The 22,972-nt window shown below is 67.1% G+C and carries 18 protein-coding genes; 10 read left to right on the forward strand and 8 right to left on the reverse strand.

The genetic code is table 11. The features are described from left to right. Positions 1-149: 149 nt before the first annotated feature. From ACQR0Z_RS26620 to ACQR0Z_RS26630, 3 genes are all read right to left on the reverse strand, one after another. Positions 150-1,532: a M20 family metallopeptidase gene (locus ACQR0Z_RS26620; protein WP_434920603.1), complete on the reverse strand. Its 1,383-nt coding sequence runs from the start codon at positions 1,530-1,532 to the stop codon at positions 150-152. Between the two features lie 844 nt (positions 1,533-2,376). Beyond that, entirely contained in the window at positions 2,377-4,041 is a 1,665-nt protein-coding gene (locus ACQR0Z_RS26625) for a thiamine pyrophosphate-binding protein (RefSeq protein WP_434920604.1), read from the reverse strand. 151 nt (positions 4,042-4,192) lie between these two features. Continuing rightward, positions 4,193-5,317, reverse strand: coding sequence for an alkene reductase (locus tag ACQR0Z_RS26630; protein ID WP_434920605.1), 1,125 nt, complete (start codon positions 5,315-5,317; stop codon positions 4,193-4,195). 272 nt (positions 5,318-5,589) lie between these two features. On the opposite strand from ACQR0Z_RS26630, the gene ACQR0Z_RS26635 reads away from it, so the two are divergent. Continuing rightward, positions 5,590-6,444 carry an SDR family NAD(P)-dependent oxidoreductase gene (locus tag ACQR0Z_RS26635; protein WP_434920606.1) on the forward strand — a complete coding sequence of 285 codons (855 nt, stop codon included), beginning with the start codon at positions 5,590-5,592 and terminating at the stop codon, positions 6,442-6,444. Positions 6,445-6,834: 390 nt separating this feature from the next. Further along, positions 6,835-8,439: a hypothetical protein gene (locus ACQR0Z_RS26640; RefSeq protein WP_434920607.1), complete on the forward strand. Its 1,605-nt coding sequence runs from the start codon at positions 6,835-6,837 to the stop codon at positions 8,437-8,439. Here ACQR0Z_RS26640 and ACQR0Z_RS26645 read toward each other — a convergent pair. The 4 genes from ACQR0Z_RS26645 to ACQR0Z_RS26660 all read right to left on the reverse strand — a co-directional run bounded on the left by ACQR0Z_RS26645 (position 8,375) and on the right by ACQR0Z_RS26660 (position 12,220). Then, positions 8,375-9,631, reverse strand: a complete 1,257-nt coding sequence (locus ACQR0Z_RS26645; protein ID WP_434920825.1) for a hypothetical protein — start codon at positions 9,629-9,631, stop codon at positions 8,375-8,377. The genes ACQR0Z_RS26640 and ACQR0Z_RS26645 overlap by 65 nt on opposite strands. Then, entirely contained in the window at positions 9,631-10,635 is a 1,005-nt protein-coding gene (locus ACQR0Z_RS26650) for a hypothetical protein (protein WP_434920608.1), read from the reverse strand. The genes ACQR0Z_RS26645 and ACQR0Z_RS26650 overlap by 1 nt, the downstream gene beginning before the upstream one ends. A 553-nt stretch (positions 10,636-11,188) precedes the next feature. Beyond that, entirely contained in the window at positions 11,189-11,464 is a 276-nt protein-coding gene (locus ACQR0Z_RS26655) for a YiaA/YiaB family inner membrane protein (RefSeq protein ID WP_009029394.1), read from the reverse strand. Between the two features lie 57 nt (positions 11,465-11,521). Further along, on the reverse strand, positions 11,522-12,220 hold the full coding sequence (locus ACQR0Z_RS26660) for a PspA/IM30 family protein (RefSeq protein ID WP_434879332.1): 699 nt from the start codon (positions 12,218-12,220) through the stop codon (positions 11,522-11,524). Positions 12,221-12,323: 103 nt separating this feature from the next. Between ACQR0Z_RS26660 and ACQR0Z_RS26665 the strand changes: the two genes are divergently transcribed. From ACQR0Z_RS26665 to ACQR0Z_RS26690, 6 genes are all read left to right on the forward strand, one after another. Next, positions 12,324-12,941 carry a TetR/AcrR family transcriptional regulator gene (locus tag ACQR0Z_RS26665; RefSeq protein WP_434920609.1) on the forward strand — a complete coding sequence of 206 codons (618 nt, stop codon included), beginning with the start codon at positions 12,324-12,326 and terminating at the stop codon, positions 12,939-12,941. Between the two features lie 256 nt (positions 12,942-13,197). Next, positions 13,198-14,265, forward strand: a complete 1,068-nt coding sequence (gene trpS, locus ACQR0Z_RS26670) for a tryptophan--tRNA ligase (protein ID WP_434920610.1) — start codon at positions 13,198-13,200, stop codon at positions 14,263-14,265. Further along, on the forward strand, positions 14,265-15,422 hold the full coding sequence (locus ACQR0Z_RS26675; protein ID WP_434920611.1) for a helix-turn-helix domain-containing protein: 1,158 nt from the start codon (positions 14,265-14,267) through the stop codon (positions 15,420-15,422). Before trpS ends, ACQR0Z_RS26675 begins: the two co-directional genes overlap by 1 nt. Before the next feature lie 94 nt (positions 15,423-15,516). After that, positions 15,517-16,764 carry an acyltransferase family protein gene (locus ACQR0Z_RS26680; protein ID WP_434861521.1) on the forward strand — a complete coding sequence of 416 codons (1,248 nt, stop codon included), beginning with the start codon at positions 15,517-15,519 and terminating at the stop codon, positions 16,762-16,764. 144 nt (positions 16,765-16,908) lie between these two features. Continuing rightward, positions 16,909-18,363 (forward strand): dihydropyrimidinase, encoded by a 1,455-nt coding sequence (hydA, locus tag ACQR0Z_RS26685; protein WP_434920612.1) that lies wholly within the window; start codon positions 16,909-16,911, stop codon positions 18,361-18,363. 51 nt (positions 18,364-18,414) lie between these two features. Further along, on the forward strand, positions 18,415-18,705 hold the full coding sequence (locus ACQR0Z_RS26690) for a hypothetical protein (protein ID WP_434920613.1): 291 nt from the start codon (positions 18,415-18,417) through the stop codon (positions 18,703-18,705). A 24-nt stretch (positions 18,706-18,729) separates the two neighbouring features. On the opposite strand, the gene galE is transcribed toward ACQR0Z_RS26690, so the two are convergent. Further along, positions 18,730-19,725: a UDP-glucose 4-epimerase GalE gene (gene galE, locus ACQR0Z_RS26695; RefSeq protein WP_434920614.1), complete on the reverse strand. Its 996-nt coding sequence runs from the start codon at positions 19,723-19,725 to the stop codon at positions 18,730-18,732. 294 nt (positions 19,726-20,019) lie between these two features. Between galE and ACQR0Z_RS26700 the strand changes: the two genes are divergently transcribed. Beyond that, entirely contained in the window at positions 20,020-21,153 is a 1,134-nt protein-coding gene (locus ACQR0Z_RS26700; RefSeq protein WP_434879340.1) for an HlyD family secretion protein, read from the forward strand. Next, on the forward strand, positions 21,140-22,789 hold the full coding sequence (locus ACQR0Z_RS26705) for an MFS transporter (protein ID WP_434920615.1): 1,650 nt from the start codon (positions 21,140-21,142) through the stop codon (positions 22,787-22,789). Before ACQR0Z_RS26700 ends, ACQR0Z_RS26705 begins: the two co-directional genes overlap by 14 nt. Positions 22,790-22,972 lie beyond the last annotated feature (183 nt).

Below are 22,972 nucleotides of genomic sequence, written 5' to 3' on the forward strand. Positions count from 1 at the left end.
TGGGGTGAGGGGCAACCACACCCACCGACCGTGCGGAAAGCCCCCCTCACCCGGATTGCATCTTCGATGCAATCCGACCTCTCCCCGCAAGCGGGGCGAGGTTGAGACCGTCGCTGCCGCGAGATGCGTGGCTCATCCAAGCTCCCAACTCACAACGGCTTCCGCAACTCACCCAGATCCCAGAACAGCCCGGCCATCAGACCCAGCGCCTCCTCCGTGACATCCACAAGAATGTGCTCATCCGGCGCGTGCTGCGAGCAGCCGGGATAGGAGTGCGGAACCCACATCGTCGGCATCTTCAGCACGTCGGCAAACACGTCATTGGGCAGCGAGCCGCCGAAGTTCGGCAGCACCGCGGGCGCCTTGCCGGTGCTCATTTTGATCGACTCCGCGGCCCAGTTGATCCAGGGGCTGTCGATGTCGGCGCGCGAGGCCGCGAAGCCTTGCGTCATGCTGACCTCGATCATCGGGAAGCCGTGCGCGACGAGATGGGCCTTCACATCCTCAACGATGGTGTCGACCTTGGTGCCGACCACGAAGCGCAGTTGCAGCACGGCGCGGGCGCGGCCGGGAATCGCGTTCGCCGGCTTGTCGATATTGCCCGAGGAGATCGCCAGCACTTCGAGCGTGTTCCAGGCATAGAGCCGCTCCGCCGGAGTGAGTCCGTCCTCGCCCCAATTGTCCGACAGCGCCGGCTCGTCGGCGGTCGGCTCGACCTTCACGTCGGCCAGGATGGCACGGATCGCGTTGGTGAGGCGCGGCGGCTTCAGCGAGTCCAGCTTGATGCGGCCTTGACCATCCACCAAGGTGGCGATGGCGTTGGCGAGAATGGTCGCGGGATTGGCGAGCACGCCGCCCCAATTGCCGGAGTGATTGCCGCCGTCGCGCAGGTTCACGTCGAGATGCAGCCGGATGCCGCCGCGGCAGCCGAGAAAGATGGTGGGGCGCGCGGTCGACAGCCGCGGGCCGTCCGAGCCGATGAAGACGTCGGCCTTCAGCGCATCGCGATGCAGATCGGCCACCTTGGCAAGATCCGGCGAGCCGATCTCCTCGCCCATCTCGATGATGAACTTGGCGTTGAAGCCGAGCTTGCCGCCGCGGGCGTCGCGCACCGCGCGCAGCGCCGCCATGTTGATGCTGTGCTGGCCCTTGTTGTCGGCGGTGCCGCGGCCATAGAGCCGGTTGCCGTCGGGAGTGACCACCCAGGGATCGCGGCCATCGCGCCATTCGCCGGTCATGCCGTCGACCGTGTCGCCGTGGCCGTAGCTCAGCACCGTCGGGGCGCTGTCGCTCTCATGATAGGTCGCGATCAGGAACGGCGCACGGCCGCTCGGCGACGGCACGAGTTCGGAGGAAAAGCCGAGTTCGGCGAAGGATGGCGTCAGCTCCTTGGTCAGATAGGCAGCGAGTTCGTCCTTACGCTCGGGATTGAGGCTCTCGGTGCGATAGGCGACCCGCCGGCCGAGCTCGGCCAGGAAGTCACCGCTGGTCAGGCTCTGACGGGCACGGGCGATTGCATCAATCCTGGTCATGGCGCTTTTCCAGTCACAACGAAGGCGGCGTCATATCGGGATCGCGGCAGAAGCGGAAGGGGCTGGGTTTGAATTCAGTGGAGCATCGGCCTTGTCCCGAATTTCGGAACCACCCGCCTCGCGCCTAAGGGGTATGAACGACGGGCACGCGCGCCCTCGTTCTCGCGATGCAATGGCGCATCCGAGCTTGGAGCTGTGAACACCCTCGAAAGACGGAGGGCGCGGGGAATGCCGGGTGCTGGCCGCAACCCATGGCCCGCCTGCAGAAAGAGTAGCAGGCGGCAGTCACCACAGGTTCAGCCGGTCATCCGGCATTCCCCGCGCGACGGTTTTCACGCGTATAGCGCGCTCTCCCCGGTGTCCGGCTTGATAGCCACCGTCATCGGCGGGATCATCACCCGCGACTTGGCACCAGCGTCGGGGTGCCAGGACCACACGCCTTTGCGTCCGCCAGATGCCGTTCGTCCGCGCGGGCTTCCCCACGCTGCGGCATGCCGACAGCCGTCGCACCCCACCTCGCGTGTCGTGACGATCGCGATGCGCCCCTCCGTATCGAGGCGGGATTTCGGAAATAAAGCACATATTCGGGTATTCGTAAAGTGAATTCTTCCCGTGAGCCTCAAGCACGACTTCTGCTCCTCACCCTGAGGAGCCCGCCGCAGGCGGGCGTCTCGAAGGGCGAGGCCACTACTCGGGCCTCATGGTTCGAGACGCGCCGCGAGCGGCGCTCCTCACCATGAGGAGAAACTCCGAGGCCGTTATGGCGCGAGGAGCTCTCACCAAACCGATACGTCAGCCCGCTCCTCCCGCGATCGACGAACTCATCGGAGGAACCACGGCGCTCTCAATTCACCGCGTTGCTGACCATGACCTCGATCAGCTTGGTGCCGGGGCGCCGGAAGGCCTCCGACAACACGGGCTTCAGCTCGCGCGGATCGCTAACGCGCAGCGCCTCGCAGCCGAGCGACCGTGCCAGCCCGGCGAAATCCACCGGCGGATCGGCGAAATCCATGCCGATGTAGTTGTCGTCGCCGTGGAACGACAAGAGCCGCTGCTTGATGATGCGGTAGCCGCCATTGTTGACGATGACGACCGACAGCGGCAGCTTGTGGTGGACGGCGGTCCACAGCGCCTGGATCGAATACATCGCGCTGCCGTCGCCGGAGTAGCACACCACGGGACGATTGGGATTGGCGAGGCTCACACCGACCGACGCCGGCAGGCCCCAGCCGATGCCGCCGGAGGCGAGGCCGTGATAATTGTAGCGGTCGCGATACGGCCACAGCGCGGTCATGTAGCGCGCCGAGGTCAGGCCCTCGTCGACCAGGATGCCGTGCTCCGGCATCGCCTGGGCCACCTGCAGCGCCAGATAATCGGGATCGATCGGCGTCTTGTCGCGGGCCGTCTCGATCTGCGCAGTGAGCGTACTGCGTCGTGCGCTCCAGTTCTTCGACGACAGCTCCACGATGCGCGCTTGCGCGGTCGCTTGCAGGGCCGAGCCGCCGAGTTCGCGCAGCAGTGGCGTGAGTTGCAGGAGAGTCTCGCGGACGTCGGCCTTGAGCGCGATCTCCGCGCCGAAGTTCTTGCCCAGCTCCCAATCGACCAGGCCGATCTGCACGATCGGCAATCCCTCCGGCAGCGGCTCGATCTCGCTGTGCACGGACATCCGCAAGGGGTCGGCGCCGAGCACGATCAGGAGATCATGCGGCGCGAGCAGATCGCGCACCTGCTTCTGGGCGCGCGACAGCGAGCCGATGTAGCAGGGATGCTCGGAGAGGAAATGCGAGCCATAGGGCGCGGACTGCTGATGCACGGGCGCGCCCAGCGCAGAGGCGAAATCGGCAGCGGCCTGCAGCGCATCGCTCTTGACGATCTCGTCACCGGTGATGATCACTGGGCGCTGCGATTTGAGGATTCGCTGCGCCAGCGCCTGCAGCGCGTCGGCTGACGGCTGAACGCGGGCATCGATCCGGGTCGAGCGGCCGAGCTCGATGCCGGCTTCCGCGTTGAGGATGTCGCCGGGCAGCGAGATGAACACCGGGCCCGTGGGCGGGGTGGTCGCAACCTTCGCCGCGCGACGCACGATGCGCGGCAGGTCTTCCAGACGCGTCACCTCCACCGCCCATTTCACCAGCGGCTCGGCCATGCGCACCAGCGGACCATAAAGCAGCGGCTCCATCAGGCCGTGACCCTGCTCCTGCTGGCCGGCGGTCAGGATCATCGGCGTGCCCGTGAACTGCGCGTTGTAGAGTGATCCCATCGCATTGCCGAGGCCGGGCGCGACATGAACGTTGCAAGCAACGAGGCGGCCAGAGGCCCGGCTGAAGCCGTCGGCGATCGCCACCACCAGGCTCTCCTGCATTGCCATCACATAGGTGAGATCGGGATGGTCCTTCAGCGCATGCATCACCGGCAGCTCGGTGGTGCCGGGATTGCCGAACAGATGCGTGATGCCCTCGTCCTTGAGCAGCGCGAGAAAGGCCGAGCGTCCGGTGGTGCGGTTTTTCATACGATTCCCTCCGAGCAACACAGCCTCAGTATGAGTGCAAGCTCTTTCCCCGTCATTGCGAGCGGAGCGAAGCAATCCAGGGGCGGCGCGCGCGACTCTGGATTGCTTCGTCGCTTCGCTCCTCGCAATGACGGTGGAGAGAGCGCGGGCGCTACGCGTTCACCGTCGCATCATACGCCGGATAATCCGTGTAGCCCTTCTCCTCACCGCCATAGAAGGTCGGGCGGTTGTACGGCGTCAGCGGCCAGCCGTGCTGCAGGCGGGCCGGCAGGTCCGGATTACTGATGAAGTAGCGGCCGAAGGCGATGGCGTCGGCCTGGCCGCCGGCAACGGCGGCCTCCGCCGGCTCGCCGGTGAAGCCGCCGGCGCCGATCAGCACGCCCTTCCAGATCGGACGGAACAGGGCAATCGCCGACGGCACGTTCTGCCAGTTGACGTCGGCGCGGCCGGCGCCGGAGGAGCGCGGCTCGATCAGGTGCAGATAGGCGATGCCGAGCTTGTTGAGCGCCTCGATCGCGTGCGTGTACAGCGGCATCGGCTCGGCCTCGCCGGAGCCGTTGGCGATGCCATAGGGCGACAGCCGCACGCCGACCTTGTCGGCGCCGCAGGCCGCGATCACGGCTTCAGTCACTTCGAGCAGGAAGCGGCAGCGGTTCTCGATGGAGCCGCCATAGCGGTCGGTGCGCTGGTTGCTCCGGGTCTGCAGGAACTGCTCGATCAGATAGCCGTTCGCGCCGTGCACCTCGACGCCGTCGAATCCGGCCGCCATCGCGTTGCGCGCGGCCTGGCCATAGGCGGCGACGAGCGCGGGGATCTCATCGGTTTCCAGCGCGCGCGGCGTCTCATAGGCGGCGCCCTTCCCTTCCGCCGTCATCGCCTTGAGATCATCGCCGATCGCGATCGCTGACGGCGCCACCGGCAGCGCGCCGCCCGGCTGGAACGAGGAATGCGACACGCGGCCGACATGCCAGAGCTGCAGGAAGATGATCCCGCCCTTGGCATGGACGGCGTCGACGACCTGCTTCCAGCCGGCGATCTGCGCATCGCTGTAGATGCCCGGCACGTTCGGACTGCCGGTGCCGGTCGGCAGCACCGGCGAGGCTTCGGCGATGATCAGGCCGCCCGGAGTGGCGCGCTGCGCATAATATTCGACGTTGAGCGGACGCGGCGCGAGCGTCTCCCTGGCGGCGCGCATGCGCGTGAGCGGCGCCATCACGACGCGATGCTTGAGATGATACGGACCGATGGTCAGCGGCGAAAACAGCGCAGGCAGCATTTCTCCCCCAGGATCGTCATTTTGGATGTCGTTGTGATTGTCGATTGGGATCATCTTGTTCGCAAAACATGACGGTGGCAATGTTGGTGCGACCTCCGCACGAGCAGACCCTCCATGCTGAAAGCGGAATGCCGAAAGCGGGCGCCCTGCAACTGCTGGCCATCGCGCGCGCTGCAGCCGCGAAGACCTGTCATGCCGCGAACCGGATGATCTTGCGGCCGCGTCCAGACGTCATAGACAGATGTTTTCTCGTCCAGCCGGAGATATACGCCGTGCCCCACCCTGCTCTGTCAGCCGATCACACCGCCGTCGTCACCGGAGGCGCCTCCGGCATCGGCCTCGCCGCCGCCATCCGCTTCGCCGAGCGCGGCCTGAACGTCTGCATCGCCGATGTCGACGAGGCCCGGCTGCACGAGGCGGCCGCCAAGGTCGGCGCCGCCGCGTCGCGCGGCGAGGCCGCGGTGATGACCGCCAAGACAGATGTGAGCAGCCGCGACAGCGTGGCCGCGCTGGAGGCGGCGGTGCGCGCGCGCTTCGGCCGCGTCGACGTGCTGATGAACAATGCGGGCATCCAGCCGGGCAGCAAGATGTTCGGGCCGGAGGACAATTGGCAGCGCATTCTCGGCGTCAACCTGTGGGGCATCATCCACGGCTCGCAAATGTTCGCGCCCAACATGATCGCGCAAGGCAAGCCCGCACTCATCATCAACACCGGCTCCAAGCAGGGCATCACCACGCCGCCCGGCGATCCCGCCTACAACGTCTCCAAGGCCGGCGTGAAGGCGTTCACCGAGGCGCTGCAGCACGAATTGCGCAACACGCCGGACTGCCAGGTCACGGCGCATCTGTTCATTCCCGGCTTCGTGTTCACGCCGCTCACCGCCAATGGCCGGGTCGAGAAGCCGGCCGGCGCGTGGACGCCGGAGCAGACCGTCGACTTCATGCTGGAACGCGTGTCCGCGGGCGATTTCTACGTGCTGTGTCCCGACAACGACGTCACCCGCGCGCTCGACGAGCGGCGGATCCTGTGGGCGGCCGGCGACATCGTCGAGAACCGGCCGCCGCTGTCACGCTGGCATGCGGACTATGCCGACGCCTTTGCGACGTTCGTTAAGACATCGCCATGATCCGGTCACGCCGCGGCAGCGGCGCGTCGTGACCACACGGCGCCGTGCCGGTTCCCGGCGCGTCGGATCGTCGCAATCGGCTTCCCGCACCGCCATCATCGCGCGAATCACGGCGTCGAATGTGTCCGCAACTCGCTGAATCGCGGCGGGCACCGCGCCCGACCGCTCGTCCACGCGGCAGCGAGACATCCGCCGTCAAGCGATGAGACGCCGCAGCTGCCGCATTCGCGCGACACGACAATCTGACGCAGGCGCATTCCACAATCCCTGCGCGAAGCCGCCACGAAGCAGGCGTCAGATCGTCGCCATCACCGCACCCGCGTCAGCCGCAGCAAATCGCGCGCCGCCCGACGCGTTGGGGGGTGCGCAGCATTGGGGAGACCATCGGACATGACGCGCCATCACCGTCACCATCACGACAGTCACCACGATCATCATCATCACAACCATCACCACCACCATCATCACAATCATCATTGCCAGCCGGCGCCGCCGCCGTGCCCCACGCCTCCCACTCCGACTCCGCCGACACCGACTCCGCCCACACCCACGCCGCCGACGCCGGCACTCGGCTTTGCCGACCTCGGCATCGTCTTCAACGACGCGACGCGCTTCCTCGAAGGCGGGCTGTGGCGCAACGTCGTCGAGGAAGGCGGCCAGGGGCTGGGCAGCGTCTACAACTACACCGGCGACCTCACCGTGATTCAGGACGGGCTGAAGGCGATGGTCGCGGCCGGCCAGTTCAACGGCCAGGCGCTCGCCAGCGTCAACAAGATCCTCGCCGACATCACGATCGCGCAGGATGCCGCGATGGCCTCGGTGACCGGCGGCGGCGCGTTCGGCAGCATCGCCGCCGCAGAGACCGCGCTGCGCAACGCGCATCTCGACGTTCTCAACGTCGTCAACAACGATCCGACGCTCGCCGGCAAGACCACCAATGCCGACGGCGCCACCGGCTTCCTGCAGGTGCCGCAGCTTCTGCCGGACGGCGTCACGGCTGCGACCGCGCCGAAGGGCACGCTGGCCGAGCTCGGGCTGATCTTCAACGATGCCGCCAACCGGCTGCTCGGCGGGGTCAACGACAGCAATGTCGAACTCATCCAGAACGATGTCGACGCGCTGATCGCCGGCCTCAACGCGCTGGTCGCGGCCAACCCGCTGCAGTTCGGCGGACTCACCGGCGTCCACGCGCTCGCGATCATCGATCAGCTCGCGCTGGTCAACACCCATATCAACGGCGCGGCGGGCAATGTCGACATCGGCCGGGCGCTGAACGACGACTTCCTCGACATCATCGACATCGTCGCCGGCGACACCAACCTCGCCAACATGGCGCAGCAGAACGGCCTCAACGGCTGGACCCAGTTCGGCGACTTCCTCAATCCGACGCCGGCCTATCAGGACAACCAGGCGCAGACCGATTTCTGGGCCATGTTCATCGCGCAGTCGAACGCGCTGGGCAAGGCCGCGATTGCAGCCGTCAATGCCGGCGACGCCGCCGCGATCGCCAAGGTCACCGCCGACCTGATGACGTTCAAGAAGGACGTCACCGATTTCGATGCGGCGCAGGGCGGCATCTTCCAGGCCCGCTTCGACAACGAGCTGCTCGGCGACCAGAGCACGCTCGGCGCCGAGATCGCGAAGATTCTCGAAGGCTTCCAGACCGGCAACAAGGCGCTGGTGGCGGCCGCCGCCGACCAGATGCACCAGAACGCGGCCGACGTCGGCGGCAACAACATCCCGGTGAATGGCGGCGCCTATGACGTCAACGGCACCACCGTCGCGCAGGTGCTGGCGACGACCGGCGGCGGCAACGCCGGCGCGGCCGCCGTGCTCGCGGAGATCATGGCCCAGCCGGCCGCGAACGTGATCATGCTGCCGGCGGCCGCGTCCTCACACGGCGCCGCGACGACCGTCGCGGAGGCGCCCGTCATCGACCTGCCCCAGGTGGACATGTCGCAGCATCAGCACGCCCATCATCACATGTGGGCGTAGCCGCCTCGGGCGCCTGCACCAGCAGGCGCCTGACCAGTGCGAGCGCGGTTTCGGTGGCCGGATCGGCCGCGATCACGGAGACCGCGAGCACGATGAGATCGACCGGCTGATGCGACAGCACGATCACATGCGTCGCATGCCGCGCCGTCATCAGCGCGACCATGCGCTCGACGGAAGGGTCGCTCGCTGCCAGGCCCCATGGAGCGTCGGCCCGCCGCAGCACGCGGCGGGAGGCGAAAAAGTCGCGCAGCAGCGGCGGATCGTAGGCGACGAGCTCCGGCTCGCGATAGCGTCGCGCGCTCTCGAAGATCGGCTGGCGGGTGAGCTCGGCGATCAGCTCATCGCGCGTCGCCGCGGTGGCGGCGCCGATCGAATCGAGCACGCCGGGCTGCCGCGCTTCGAGCATCGCGCGCAACGCATCTCCCAACAGGCCGATCGTCAGCACGCCCGCGATCGCCACCGCGCAGAAGCGCGTCAGTTGCGCAACATCGACGTCAGGCGACAACGCGGCTGCGGCGGCGCCGAGCACGGCCGCGCCTGAGAGTCGCAGCAAGGTCAGCCACAGGCCCTGGCGCTGCGCCTCGGCGCTGGCGCCCGCGATCAGGATCGCGGTGACCGCAAGCAGCGCGCCGAGCGCGCCGAGCCGCACCGGCATGTCCGGCGCGAGCACGCGGAAATCGGTGACGATGAAGGGAATGACGATCAGCGCGCCGGAGGCGACGCGATCGATGGCGCGGTTCTCCCAGGCAAGCAGGTTGCCGCGGTCGCGGCGGAGCAGCAGCCAGGCGCAGATCGCAAAGCCCGCGAGCTGAAACGCCGACAGCACGGCCGTATGGTGGTTCTCGAACGCGACCGGACCGAGCGCTCCGGCCAGCGCGAGCACGACGCCGCCGAGCAGCGCCGCCATCTTCAGTCCGCGATGCGCATGCCGGCGCAGCAGGCCCTCGGTGACGACGAGCGCGCCGAGCGGGATCAACGCCGCCGGGATCAGCGAGATGCGGTCAAGCGTGGCGTTGTCGGTCCACCAGGCGAGGCCGCGCAGCAGGAACAGCGTGGCGACCAGCGCCAGCAAGGCGACCAGCCGCGCGGTCAGCGGCCCCCTGGGGTCGCGCCGGTGCAGCATCGCGGCGGCGACGGCAAGGCCGATTGCGCCGCAGAGATTGACGACGGAGTCGGCGACGACGCCCGGCATCATTGCCCGGCCTCGCTCGACGGAACGCGCGGGCGCAAGGTGCCGAACGGCCTTGTGTCATCGAGCCAATGCAGCAGCGGCAGGATCATCCGCTGCAGCGCCAGCACGGCCGAGGTTGCCAGCAGCGCCGGCAGCGAGCCCGAGGGAATTGCGCGCAGCAGATAGCGGCGGGCGGCGGCGAGATCGATGCGGCCGAGCTGCAGCAGGTCGTCGCCCCTGGCGTAGTCCAGCTCGCGCGCGCAGAAGCCGTTGTAGACGTCGTCGCGATGCTTCGGCGCCTCGTCATAGGTCTTCTTCAGCGCATCCGAGCCGCCGGTATAGGCATCGGTAATGACGAAGCGGGTCTCGTCGAAACCGGCCTCGCGGCCGACGCCGAACACCGCGCGATGCGCAGCCATGATGCCGCGCGCGAGTTCGAGATGCGCGAAGCTCGCGCGCGCCTGCGGCTGCGGCGAGGGATAGACGTCGGAGAAGGTCTCGCACACCATGCCGGCCACCGCCGGCACCTGCGTGACGTTGGAGATCCATTTCGGCCGCAGGCCGTCGCGTATGAACAGCAGCAGCGTGGTCAGGCCGTAGAGCACGCCGGACAGTCCCTTGCCGCGCGCGTCGGGATCGACCATCACCAGCCCGAGATGAATGACCTCCTGCGTCTCGCCGTCGCGCGCGACCTGCATCACCGCCAGCGCGTTGAAGGCGATCGGCCGGCCGGTCGAGGCGTCGGAGACGAGCGTGATGATGGCGCGCGCGAGCGCCTCGCGCTGGCCGGAGAAAATGCCGTAGGTGAGATCGCCGGCGGGCAGCGTCTTGCCGGCGATGGCGCGGAGATCGGCGACGAGGGCGGCCAGCGCCGCATCGTCCAAGGTCGCGCCCGGACTCTCGACGATCCGCGTGCGCAGATCCGCGTGGGTGCGCAGCGACAGGTCCATCGCCTCCTGGCCCAGCGCGGTGATCCAGAAGCCGATATTGTCACGAATGCGCCTTGCGCCTGCGACGATGTTCATTCCCCCTCATCCGCCTGGCGTCAACGCAAATGGCTCGCCGGAGCCTTGCCTGCCCTTCGCGTCATATGCGCCGCGGGCGTTAATGCGCGATCACGCCGAGCGGCCATGCTGTCAGCACGGTAAACGCCGCTTGAACGATGGCAAGATGCGCATCCCCCTCGCGCCGACGGGCTCGATTGCAAAAAAGGACACGCGTTCTAAGCTCGCTGGTGTTCGTCATGGTAGCAAGGTCTGCCCGTGTGGCTGCCCCTCACCCCACCCCTCTCCCCGTAAGAACGGGGAGAGGGAGCGCAGCCGGGCTCGCCGCAACGCGCGAGTTCGCCACAGGCAGACGTCAACAAGATCGATGATACGGGCTTCGTTGCGGAGGACTATCTACGATCTTTATCCGGGTGTCCGCGTGATGGAGTCGAGGCCAGCGCCGCAGGGACGGTCTGCTCCCTCTCCCCGTTCTTCACGGGGAGAGGGGTGGGGTGAGGGGCGCTCCGCGCACCGGCCTCTCCTTCACCACGGACCTCTCCTTCCACGCGACGAAAGGCGAAGAGGTCACGGCTCACGCCGCCTTCGACACCTCCATCAGCAGGCGCTCGGCGCGGGCGTCCTCGATGCGGTTGACGAGCTTGCTGCTCTCGTGGCGGTCGCGCAGCGTCTTGGTCAGGGTGACGCAGGTCTGCACCAGCATGACGATGCCCATCGTCAGATAGCCCTTCATCCAGAGATCGATCGGCATGAAGAACACGCCGATCGCTACGAGGAAGGCGGAGGCAGCGAACGAGACGTAGGAGAAGGTGACGAAGGCACCGCTGTGGGGCTGGGCGTTCTGGTTCATGATCGGCTCCTGTGACATGAGTTGGATGGATGCGTTAAGATGGGTCGTTCAAGGACATCAGTTTGCCGGGACGTTGCGGCCGGCCTTCAGCCGCGCCAGCACGTCGTCGGCGGTGGTCTTGATGCGCGGGCCGAATCCCTGCTCGGCGAGCTTCTCGGCCGTGGTGATCGGGCCTGTGGCCGCGTCGAGCTCCATCAGCGCCTCGTCGGCGGCCTGCGCCTCCATCTGCCGCTCGCGCAGCCGCTTCAAGGTCGCCTCCGCTTCCGGCAGCGTGCATTCGTAGGGACGCGCCGCCTCGATGCCGCCGCGACGCAGGTTGCGCACGGCCTCCGAAGCGCGGGCGATGCGGCGGCCGCGATCGAGCTCGGCGATGCGGGCTTCAGCACCGGCGACGTGTTTCTTCAGCCGGCTGATCTCGGTGGCGAACAGCGCCCGCGCGGTCTTGGCGGCATCGCGCTCGGCCTCGAGCCCTGCGATCGCCTGCGCGGCCTCCCGCGCCAGATCCTCGCGGCCGCCGTCCAGCGCGGCGGTGGCGCGCACTTCGAGATCGGTGATCCGGGCCAAGGTGGCCTCCAGCCGCCTGCCCTCCTGCTGGTCCTGCGCGATGGCGAGCGCCAGCGCGCGCTTGCTGCGCTCGACGGCCGCGGCCGCATCGCGCATCTGCTGATCCAGGATCACCAGCGCGGTCCGGTCCTGCAGCTCCTCCTCCGCGACGGCGACGGTGCCCCGAAACAGCGTCAGAACGGTCTTGAACATTGTCAGCTCCCTGTTATGAGCATCGCTCATGTGATTTCTTCTAACGCAAACCTGAGCGCTGCTCAAGGATTATTTTGAGCATCGCTCAAGATTTTGGTAAACAATGTCTAAAACCCTGGAAAGACGTGCGAAACAGCGCGAGGCCCTGATCGAGTCGGCCGAGCGGATGATCAAGACGAGGGGGCTGGCGGGCCTCAAGACGCGCGATCTCGCCCAGGAGATCGGTGTCGCCAACGGCGCCGTCTACAACCTCGTTGCCGATGTCGACGAGCTGGTGCTGATGGTTGGCTCCCGCACCTTGGCACGGCTCGATGCCGAGCTGTCGGCCGCCGAGAGCGCCGGCCCGCCCGGCCCCGAGGCGGCGCTGGAGCGGATCGCGGTGGCCTATTGCGACTTCGCCGCCCACAATCTCGAGCTCTGGCGCGCGTTGTTCGAACATCGCATGGCGCCCGACAAGCCGCTGCCGGACTGGGCCATCGCCGATCAGATGCATCTGTTCCGTCACATCCACCAGCCGCTGGCGGCATTGTTTCCGCAGCGCTCGTTCGACGACATCAGCGTGATCGCGCGCAGTCTGTTTTCGGCGGTCCACGGCATGGTCGCGCTCGGTCTCGAGCAGAAGCTGATCGCCGTGCCGCTGGCGCTGCTGCGCCAGCAGATCGCGGCGATGGTGAAGGCGATGGTGACGGGACTGGTGGCGAACGACCGGGCCGGCACGTGAGCATCGACCGTCTGAGTTCCATCGTCACACGCGCCTTGCTTTGTCGCGGCGCTTCGCCGATAGGAAGATCATGACCCGAGCCGTGCTCATCCCTGCCTGCATCTGGTGGCGCTCCATCTAGGAGCGGCACGGCCTCGTCATTCATCGCCCGTCGCCGCCGTTCATCGGCCTGCGACGTGGTCTGCATCCTCACCAGCATCGCGCACCAGCATCGACGTCCGATCGAACGACGGTTCTCATTCCCTGGAGAACCACCATGCCCACATGCGCAGAACGTCCGGTTATCCTCACCGGTGACCGAACCACCGGCCCGCTGCATCTCGGCCATTATGTCGGATCACTGAAGAATCGCGTGGCATTGCAATCCACGCATCGGCAATTCCTGCTGCTCGCCGATGCGCAGGCGCTGACGGACAACGCCCATGATCCGGCCAAGGTGAGCCGGAACATTTTGGAGATCGCGACCGACTATCTCGCCGTCGGGATCGAGCCGGACCTCACGACGATCTGTCTCCAGTCGCATCTGCCCGCGCTCGCCGATCTGACTCTGCTCTACATGAACTTCGTCACAGTGGCGCGGCTGGAGCGCAACCCGACCATCAAGGACGAAATCCAGGCACGCGGTTTCGGCCGCGACATTCCGGCCGGCTTTCTCTGCTATCCCGTCGCGCAGGCCGCCGACATCACCGCGTTCAAAGCGACCATCGTGCCGGTGGGAGAGGATCAAGCGCCGCTGATCGAGCAGACCAATGAGATCGTCCGCCGCATCAACCGTCAGGCCGGGCGCGATGTGCTGCCGGAGGCCCGCGCGCTGATACCACGCGTCGGACGTCTGCCCGGCATCGACGGCAAAGCCAAGATGAGCAAATCGCAGGGCAACACGATTCCGCTCTCCGCCGCGCCGGACCAGATCCGCGACGCCGTCCGGCGCATGTTCACCGATCCCAACCATGTCAGGGCCTCGGACCCCGGTCGCATCGAAGGCAATGTTGTCTTCACCTATCTCGATGCGTTCGACGACGATCCGGCGGCGGTCGCAAACCTGAAGGCCCGCTATATCCGCGGCGGCCTGGGTGACAGCGTCGTCAAGGAGCGGCTGGACGAGGTGCTGCAGGCCATCCTGGCGCCGATCCGCGCGCGGCGAAATCTATTGGCGCGCGATCCGGGTCATGTTCTCGATGTCATCAGGCGCGGCACCGCGCAAGCGCGTGGCGTCACGGAGGCAACGTTGCGGGACGTGCGCGATGCGCTGGGCCTGTTCACGCTGCATGAGCCGGGCGGGATTGTCGGGGACACGCACAGGATGCAATATGCACAGCAGTGATGACGGGGCCTGCAAAGGTGGAAGACATCGGTCTCACGGCGTTCGATCTCGGACTGCGCGGCGCGGCGAGTGGACTGTTCACGATGATGGTCCTCGTGTTGATCAGGCTGCGTCCGGGCAATTGCCAGGCCGTGCTCGGCCTTGCGATGTCCGCGGGTGGCGCCGGTTTCGCCGTCGCCACTGCACCTTTCATTCCGGTCTCGACCTTCTGGTGGACCCTGCCGATCCTCTCGGCGCAACCGGTCGTGTTCTGGCTGTGGGCGCGCGCCGCCTTCGATGACGACTTTGCGCTGAAGCCGTGGCACGGCGCGGTCTGGCTTGCCGTGATTATCCTCGGCTTCACGGCGTCCCTGAGCTGGCCGATGTGGCCTGTGGTCACCAAGATCTGCGCCAAGGGCCTGTCCGTGGTGGCGGTCGCGTTTTCTCTGCTCGCGCTGATGCAGACCGTGACCACCTGGCGCGACGACCTGATCGCGCGGCGGCGGCGGCTGCGCATGGCCGTGCTGGTCCTGAACCTCAGTTTCATCATCCTCGTCGCCGGGCCGGCGCTGCTGCCGATCCCCGGACAGGTGCTTGGCCTCGCGGCCAATACGGGCGGGCTCGGCAGCTTCATCAGCGCGCTGACGCTGTGCACGCTTGCGATGCTCGCCAGCTGGACTCTGTTCGGAGCGAACGCGGCGGCGGCGCTGCCGAGCCCCGCCATGCTGGCTGCTGCAGGCGCCGATGAGCCGCAGGGAGCGCACATCACCGCCGGCGAACGCCCTGCCGTGGCGCCGCTGCTGCTGCGCCGGCTCGACCAGCTCATGACGGTGGAGCGCATCTATCGCAGGGAGGGTCTCTCGATTGGAGGCCTCGCGGCCACGCTCAACGTGCCGGAATATCGGCTGCGGCAGGCAATCAACGAAGGCCTCGGCTATCGCAACTTCAACGCCTTCCTGAACCGCTACCGGCTCGACGACGCCAAGGCCGCACTCGCAGATCCGAGCCAGCGCGAGGTGCCGGTGCTGACCATCGCGATCGACGCCGGCTTCCAGTCGATCGGGCCGTTCAACCGCGCTTTCAAGATGGCGACCGGCATGACGCCGACGGAATTCCGCCGCCAGGCGCTGGCAGGAGGCGCGGAGGCACCACCCGATTTTGAGAATTCGGCAAGGTGATTGAAGAATTCGGCTGGCCGAATCCGGGATGCGGCCAACGCGACATGGCGCGCGGGCGCAGAAATGGCCCCGTCCCTCTTTCCCTGAGAACGCCATGACCAACGTCATCTCCCCCTCCTCCGAACGGCTGCATGCGCTCGATGCGGTCAGGGCCTATGCGCTGCTGCTCGGCATCGTGCTGCACGCGGCGACGTCGTTCCTGCCGCTCGGCCCGCACCGGTTCTGGTTCATCGAAGACACCCATACGAGTGCCGTTCTCGGCGTCGTCACCTTCGTCATCCACATCTTCCGGATGACGACCTTCTTCCTGATGGCCGGCTTCTTCGCCCGCATGAGCCTGCACCGCCGCGGGGCGGCGGGCTTCGTCAAGGACCGCCTGCTGCGGATCGCGCTGCCGCTGGTGGTCGCCTGGCCGCTCGTGATGATGCCGATGGCCGCTCTGGTGGTGTGGGCCAGCCACTTTCCCAACGGCGGGCCGACGCCGGGCATGGGCGGCTGGCCGCCGGTGCTGCCGCGCTTTCCGCTGACGCATCTGTGGTTTCTTTACATGCTGATCGAGCTCTACGCCGCGGCCCTGCTGTTGCGGTGGATCGTGCTCGCGGTCGACGCCGACGGACGGCTGCGCGCGGTGCTGGACCGCCTGTTCGCGCTGATCATGCACAGCCGGCTCGCGCCCGCGATTCTGGCATTGCCGATCCTGATCGCGCTCAGCCTCGATCCGACCTGGATCGGCTTCATCGGCGTGCGCACGCCCGACCAGTCGCTGATCACCCCCAGCCAGGCCTGGATCGGATTCGGCAGTGCCTTAGCTGTCGGCTGGCTGCTGCATCGGCAGATCGCGCTGCTGCGGCTCATGGAGCAACGCTGGCTGTCCAACACGCTCGCTGCCGCGATCCTGATCGCGCTCAGCTTCATGCTGGCGTTCTCGGTGATGCAGGTCTCAACCCGCGTCTGGAGTGCTCCGGTCGATCTCGCCACGCTCAGACTCGCGGGCGCGATCGCCTACGCGCTGGCGATCTGGACCACGACCTTCGCCGCGATCGGCCTGGCGCTACGCTTCCTGGCCGGCTTCAGCCATACGCGGCGCTATCTCGCCGATGCCTCCTATTGGCTCTACATCATCCACATGCCCATCGTGATGGCGCTGCAGCTTTTGGTCTCGCAGCTCGATTGGCCATGGCCGGTCAAGTTCGCGCTCATTCTGCTGATCGCGCTTCCTCTCATGCTGGCGAGCTATCACCTGCTGGTGCGGAACACCATCATCGGCCGGATCCTGAACGGCAGGACGGTCAAACCACGCCCCAAGCAGCTTCCGGTCGCCGGCCGCGCCGTGACCAACTGACGACATCAGCTGCGCGTTGTCTGCCCGGAGTATGGCGCTGCCCTGGTCAAAATTTGATCAGGCGGTTTCACGCGCCCGCGCTAGATTCGACCGTGGCGGCAGGTGGATGCCGCCTCAGGCGATGACAAGCGCGGGGGCGAAGCGATGTCACTGTTCATCCGCGGCGGCACGGTGGTGAACCACGATCATTCCCGGCGCGCCGATGTCCTGATCCAGGGCGGCACCATTCTCGCGGTGGGCACTGCAATCGAGCCGCCGCTGTCGGCCGAGGTGATCGATGCCGACGGCTGCTACGTGATCCCCGGCGGGATCGATCCGCACACCCATCTCGAGCTCGGCTTCATGGGCACCGTGTCGGCCGACGATTTCGAATGGGGCACCAAGGCCGGGCTCTCCGGCGGCACCACGATGGTGGTGGATTTCTGCATCCCCGATCCCGGCCAGTCGATGCTGGCCGCCTATCAGGACTGGCGGCGCAAGTCGGAGAAGGCGGCGGCCGACTACGGTTTCCACATGGCGGTGACCTCCTGGTCGAAGCAGGTTTTCGACGAGATGGAGATCGTGGTCCAAACCTACGGCATCAACACCTTCAAGCATTTCATGGCCTACAAGGGCGCGCTGATGGTCAACGACGACGAGCTGTACAACTCGTTTGCGCGTTGCGCCGCGCTCGGCGCGATGCCGCTGGTCCATGCCGAGAACGGCGACGTCGTGGCGCGAATGCAGGAGGCGATGCTGGCGCGCGGCATCGACGGGCCGGAGGGCCACGCCTTCTCGCGGCCGCCTGAGGTGGAGGGCGAGGCGACCAGCCGCGCGATCATGATCGCCGATATGACCGGCGCGCCACTCTATGTCGTGCATACGAGCTGCCGCCAGTCGCACGAGGCGATCGCCCGCGCCCGCGCCGCCGGGCAGCGGGTCTATGGCGAGCCGCTGATCCAGCATCTGCTGCTCGACGAGCGCGAGTATCGCGCCGCGGACTGGGACCAGGCCGCGGCCTGCGTAATGTCGCCGCCGTTCCGCGACCGGTCGCATCAGGACAGCCTGTGGGCCGGGCTGCAATCCGGCTCGCTGCAGGTGGTCGCGACCGACCATTGCGCCTTCACGCTCGCGCAGAAGCGGCTCGGTCGCGGCGACTTCCGCAGGATTCCAAACGGCACCGGCGGGCTGGAGGACCGGATGCCGCTGCTATGGACCGCGGGAGTCGAAACGGGACGCCTGACCAAGGAGGAGTTCGTCGCGGTCACCTCGGCGAACATCGCGCGCATCCTCAACATCTTCCCGCGCAAGGGCGCCGTGATGGCCGGCTCCGACGCCGATCTCGTGGTGTGGGATCCGGCGATGCACAAGACGATCAGCGCGACCCGCCAGGTCAGCCGCATCGACTACAACGTCTTCGAGGGCTTCACCTGCACCGGCGGCCCGGTCGTCACCGTATCGCGCGGACGGATCGCCTGGCGTGACGGCGAGCTGCGCGCGCAAGCCGGCGACGGCCGCTATGTCGAACGGCCGGCGTTCCCGCCTGTGCATGTCGCCAATTCCACCTGGAAGGAGATCACCGCGCCGCGCGGAGTCGCGCGCGAGATGATCACGCCCTAGACGGCGCCGCGAATCATCTCCGCCGCGGCGGCATTTACCGGGCGGAAACCGTTGCTGTCGTTGAATGCGAGCATGGCACAGTTGCGCATGGAAGTTCGCGATTCGGCCGGCACCATCCTGCCGGGCTATGGCGATGCATTCTTCGATCTCAGGCTGCCCGGCGATCACTGCCGCGTGGCGCAAAACCTGCTCCGGATGATTCGCGGCGACAACGTCCGCTCACCGGCGCACAGCATCCATTTTTTCCGTGACAGCGTCGAGATCGGCAGCTGGTCGGTCGACGACGAGCGCATGGAAAGCCTCATCGACGAGTACGCGCATACGCCGCCAGCGGCGGCGTAGCGTGTCTTCGACTGGCGCCCCTGCTCAGACGATTCGCGGGTGCGCCTTCTGGTGCCAGGCCCAGGCCGAGCGGATGACGTGGCCGAGGTCGGAGTGGCGCGCCTTGAAGCCGAGCTCATGCTCGGCGCGCCGGGGATCGGCGACCAGAACCGGCGGATCGCCGGCGCGGCGCTCGCGATAGACCAGCGGCACCTGCTCGCCGGTCTCCTGGCGGATCGCATCGACGATCTCGCGCACCGAATAGCCGCTGCCGGTCCCGAGATTGTAGGCGCCGCCAGTGTGTCCCTCCAGCAGCCGTCCGATCGCCGCGATATGGGCCGCGGCGAGGTCGTCGACATGGATGTAGTCGCGCACCGCGGTGCCATCCGGCGTCTCGTAGTCGGTGCCGAAGATCGCGAAATCCGGGACATGGCCGAGGATCGCCATCAGGGCGCGCGGGATGAGGTGGGTCTCGGGATCGCGCAGTTCGCCGATCACGCCTGAGGCGTCGGCGCCGCAGGCGTTGAAATAGCGCAGCGCCGTGGCGGAGAAGCCGTAGGCGGCGCGGTAGTCCGACAGGATCTGCTCGATGATGAATTTCGAGCGGCCGTAGGGATTGACCGTCGGCCCGGCCGCACTCTCCGGGATCGGCTCACGTCCGGCATTGCCATAGACCGCGCCGGTCGAGGAGAACACCAGCCGCGTGCAGCCGGCCTCGCGCATGCCCTGCAGCAGGCCGAGCGTGCCCGCGACATTGTTGAGATAATATTTCTGCGGATCGGCCACGGACTCGCCGACGGCGCTCCAGGCCGCGAAGTGCATCACGGCCCGCACGTCATATTGCCGGATGGTGCTCGCCACCTTGATGCTGTCGGCGATGTCGCCGACCACCAGCGGCCCCCATTTCACGAAGCTACGGTGCCCCGTCGTCAGATTGTCGTAAACGATCGGCGTGAAACCCGCCTCGGCAACCGCCTTGCTGCAATGAGCCCCGATATAGCCGGCCCCGCCGGCAATCAGGATCGTACCCTTGTTCCCCATAATTCCCCTGAATTCTCGATATCAGCGCAGCCATGCCTGCGGCCGGCGCGAAATATCGCCAGAGTAAGCTAAGCCGCAGCCCACACCAAGTCCGGGTTGAACGGTCTTCCTCCGGGAACGGGAGCCCGGTCATGCGAGTTGCCATCGCCGCCGCGGCACAAGTTCCATGGGGCGGGAATGGCTGTCCAGCGTCCGCGCGCATCCCCCATACCCCAGAGTACAGGTAGCGCGGATCGCAGAATGCGGTAGCTGTAGTCTGGCTCGATCCATGTCGGGAGCTGCAGGAGGCGTGTCTTGAGTGAACCAGCAAGCCAAGTCGATACGGCGCCACGCGCGGCATCGGCGCCACCGCCCTCGCCTGCCCCTGCGCCGGGGCTGTGGGCGCGGCTCGGCATTCCGCTGCTGGCCGTGCTGGTCGCGCTGGCGTTCGTCGCGCTCGCCACCTCGCGCTGGAATGCCTGGACCGGCAACGCCACGACGCAGACCACCAACGACGCCTATGTCCGCGCCGACATGACCCAGCTCTCCAGCCGGGTCGCCGGCGAGGTGCTCAAGGTTGCCGTCAGCGATTTCCAGCGGGTCAAGGCCGGCGACCTGCTGATCCAGATCGATCCGGCCGACTACGAGGCGCAGGTCGCGCAGGCCGAGGCCAATGTCGAAGCCGCCCAGGCGGCGCTCGACAACCTGAGCAACCAGGTCGAGCTGCAATACGCGACCATTGCGCAGGCCGAAGCGCAGCAGGTGTCGGCCGGCGCCGCCGAGGTGCAGGCCCGGCAGGAGGAAGAGCGCCAGCAATCGCTGTCGCAGAGCGAGGCCGGCACCAAGCAGCGGCTGGAGCAGGCCACCGCCGCCTATGCCAAGGCGCAGGCCGATGTGCGCGCCAGCCGCGCCGTCATCGCCGCCCAGCGTCATCAGCTCGAAGTGCTCACCGGCACCAAGAAGCAGCGCGGTGCCGATCTGGCCGGCGCCAAGGCCGCGCTGGCCGCGGCGCGGCTTAAGCTCGGCTATACCAGGATCACCGCGCCGTTCGACGGCGTCGTCGGCCAGCGCCAGGTGCAGACCGGCGACTACGTCAATATCGGCAGCAGCCTGATCGCGGTGGTGCCGCTGCCCCAGGTGTTCGTGATCGCCAACTACAAGGAGACGCAGCTCACGCATGTCGCCCCGGGCCAGCCGGTCGACGTCACCGTCGATTCCTTCCCGGGCGAGACGCTGCACGGCCGCGTCGAGCGCATCGCGCCGGCCTCCGGCTCGCAATTCGCGCTGCTGCCGCCCGACAACGCCACCGGCAATTTCACCAAGGTCGTGCAGCGGATTCCCGTGCGCATCGCACTCGATGCCGACCAGAAGCTGCTGACCCGGTTGCTGCCGGGCATGTCGGTCGTGACCCACATCCGCACCACGGGCGCGGCCGATGGCGCCAAGTGAGAGCATCCGTGAGGGTATCCGTGCGAGCGATCGCGGACCGCTGTCGCAGGGCGGCCAGGCGGCGCATCCGCTGTTCGCCGTCGGCGCCGTGCTGCTTGGCTCGTTCCTGGCGAATTTCGACAGCCGCCTGACCTCGGTCGGCCTGCCCGACCTGCGCGGCGCGTTCGCGCTCGGCTTCGACCAGGGCGCGTGGCTCTCGACCGCGGCGATCGGCTCGCAGATCTTCATCGCGCCGGCCGTGGCCTGGCTCGCGACCGTGTTCGGCCTGCGCCGCGTGCTCGGCATTCCCAGCCTGATCTATGCGGTGGTGTCGCTGATCATTCCGTTCGTGCGGGACTACCCGACCCTGATCACGCTCGCGATCATCCACGGCATGCTGCTCGGCACCTTCGTGCCGGCGACCTTGATGATCATCTTCCGCAACCTGCCGATCCGCTGGTGGCTGCCGGCGATCTCGATCTACTCCATCCGCGTCGGCTTCGCGCTGGACACCTCGACCTCCCTGGTCGGCTTCTATGTCGAGCATCTCGGCTGGCAATGGATGTACTGGCAGGGCGTGGCGCTGGCGCCGCTGATGGCGGCGATGGTCTATCTCGGCACGCCCGCCGAGCCGGTCAATCGCACGCTGCTTCGCAATGCCGACTGGGGCGGCATGCTGCTGCTCGGCAGCGCCGTGTCGATGATCTATGCCGGTCTCGACCAGGGCAACCGGCTCGACTGGCTGCAATCCGGCACGGTCGTTGCGCTGCTTGCCGGCGGCGCCGTGCTGTTCGTTCTCTTCCTCGTCAACGAGGCCCTCAGCCCGCAGCCCTGGGCGCATTTCAACGTGCTGTTCTCGCGCAACATCGGGCTCTCGCTGACGGTCATCCTGCTGTACACGCTGACCAGCCTCTCCAACGCATCGCTGGTGCCGAACTTCCTGGCCACGATCACCCAGTTGCGCCCCGAGCAGAGCGGCTCGCTCCTGCTGATCTATGGCGCGCTGCCGCTGATCGTGCTGGTGCCGCTGTCGATCTGGCTGCTGCGTCATGTCGATGCGCGCCTCGTCGTCGTCCTCGGGTTCAGCGCCTTCGCGGCGGCCAATCTGTGGGGCACCCAGCTCACCCATGCCTGGGCGCGCGAGGACTTCATCGGCATCGTCATGCTGCAGTCGATCGGGCAGGCGCTGACCCTGCTGCCGATCATCATCATGGCGCTGTCGAATTCGGATCCGGCGCGCGCGACGTCGTTCGCGGCCTACATCCAGATCATGCGGCTCGGCGGCGCCGAGATCGGCGTTGCGCTGATGGGGACGTGGCTGCGCGTGCGCGAGCAGGTGCATTCGGCCTATCTCGGCCTCAACATCCAGAGCGGCGACGTTGACGTCGCCCGCGCGCTGCAGCGGCTGACCGGCTATTTCACCAGCCACGGCGCCGCACAGGCCAAGGCGCGCGCCGTCGGCACGCTGGCGGGCCAGGTGCAGCGCGAGGCCAATGTGCTGGCTTATCTCGATGCGTTCTGGCTGTGCTTCTGGCTCGCGATCGCCGCGCTGCTGCTCGTCGCCTTGATCACGCGCGCGCCGCCGGGGCCGTTCTCGCCGACGCCGATCGGTTTGCGAGCAGCGTGGATGCGGCGGTTCGGATCGTCGGCGACGTGAGCCTTGCCGCGCGCTGAGCTTAACGTTTTGAAGTGAAGACAAGCCGCGCGAGACGAACGCTCGCGCTGGATGTTGCGTGTCTGCTCAGAGCACCACGACATCTAGCCGTGAACAGATTTCAAACCGCGATGCGCGGCTGATTCGGACGCGGTTCGTTCCAGCCGCGTTCCGAACGTTAACAGC

This window comes from Bradyrhizobium sp. HKCCYLS3077 (genome assembly GCF_051167555.1).
Taxonomy (GTDB): Bacteria; Pseudomonadota; Alphaproteobacteria; order Rhizobiales; family Xanthobacteraceae; genus Bradyrhizobium.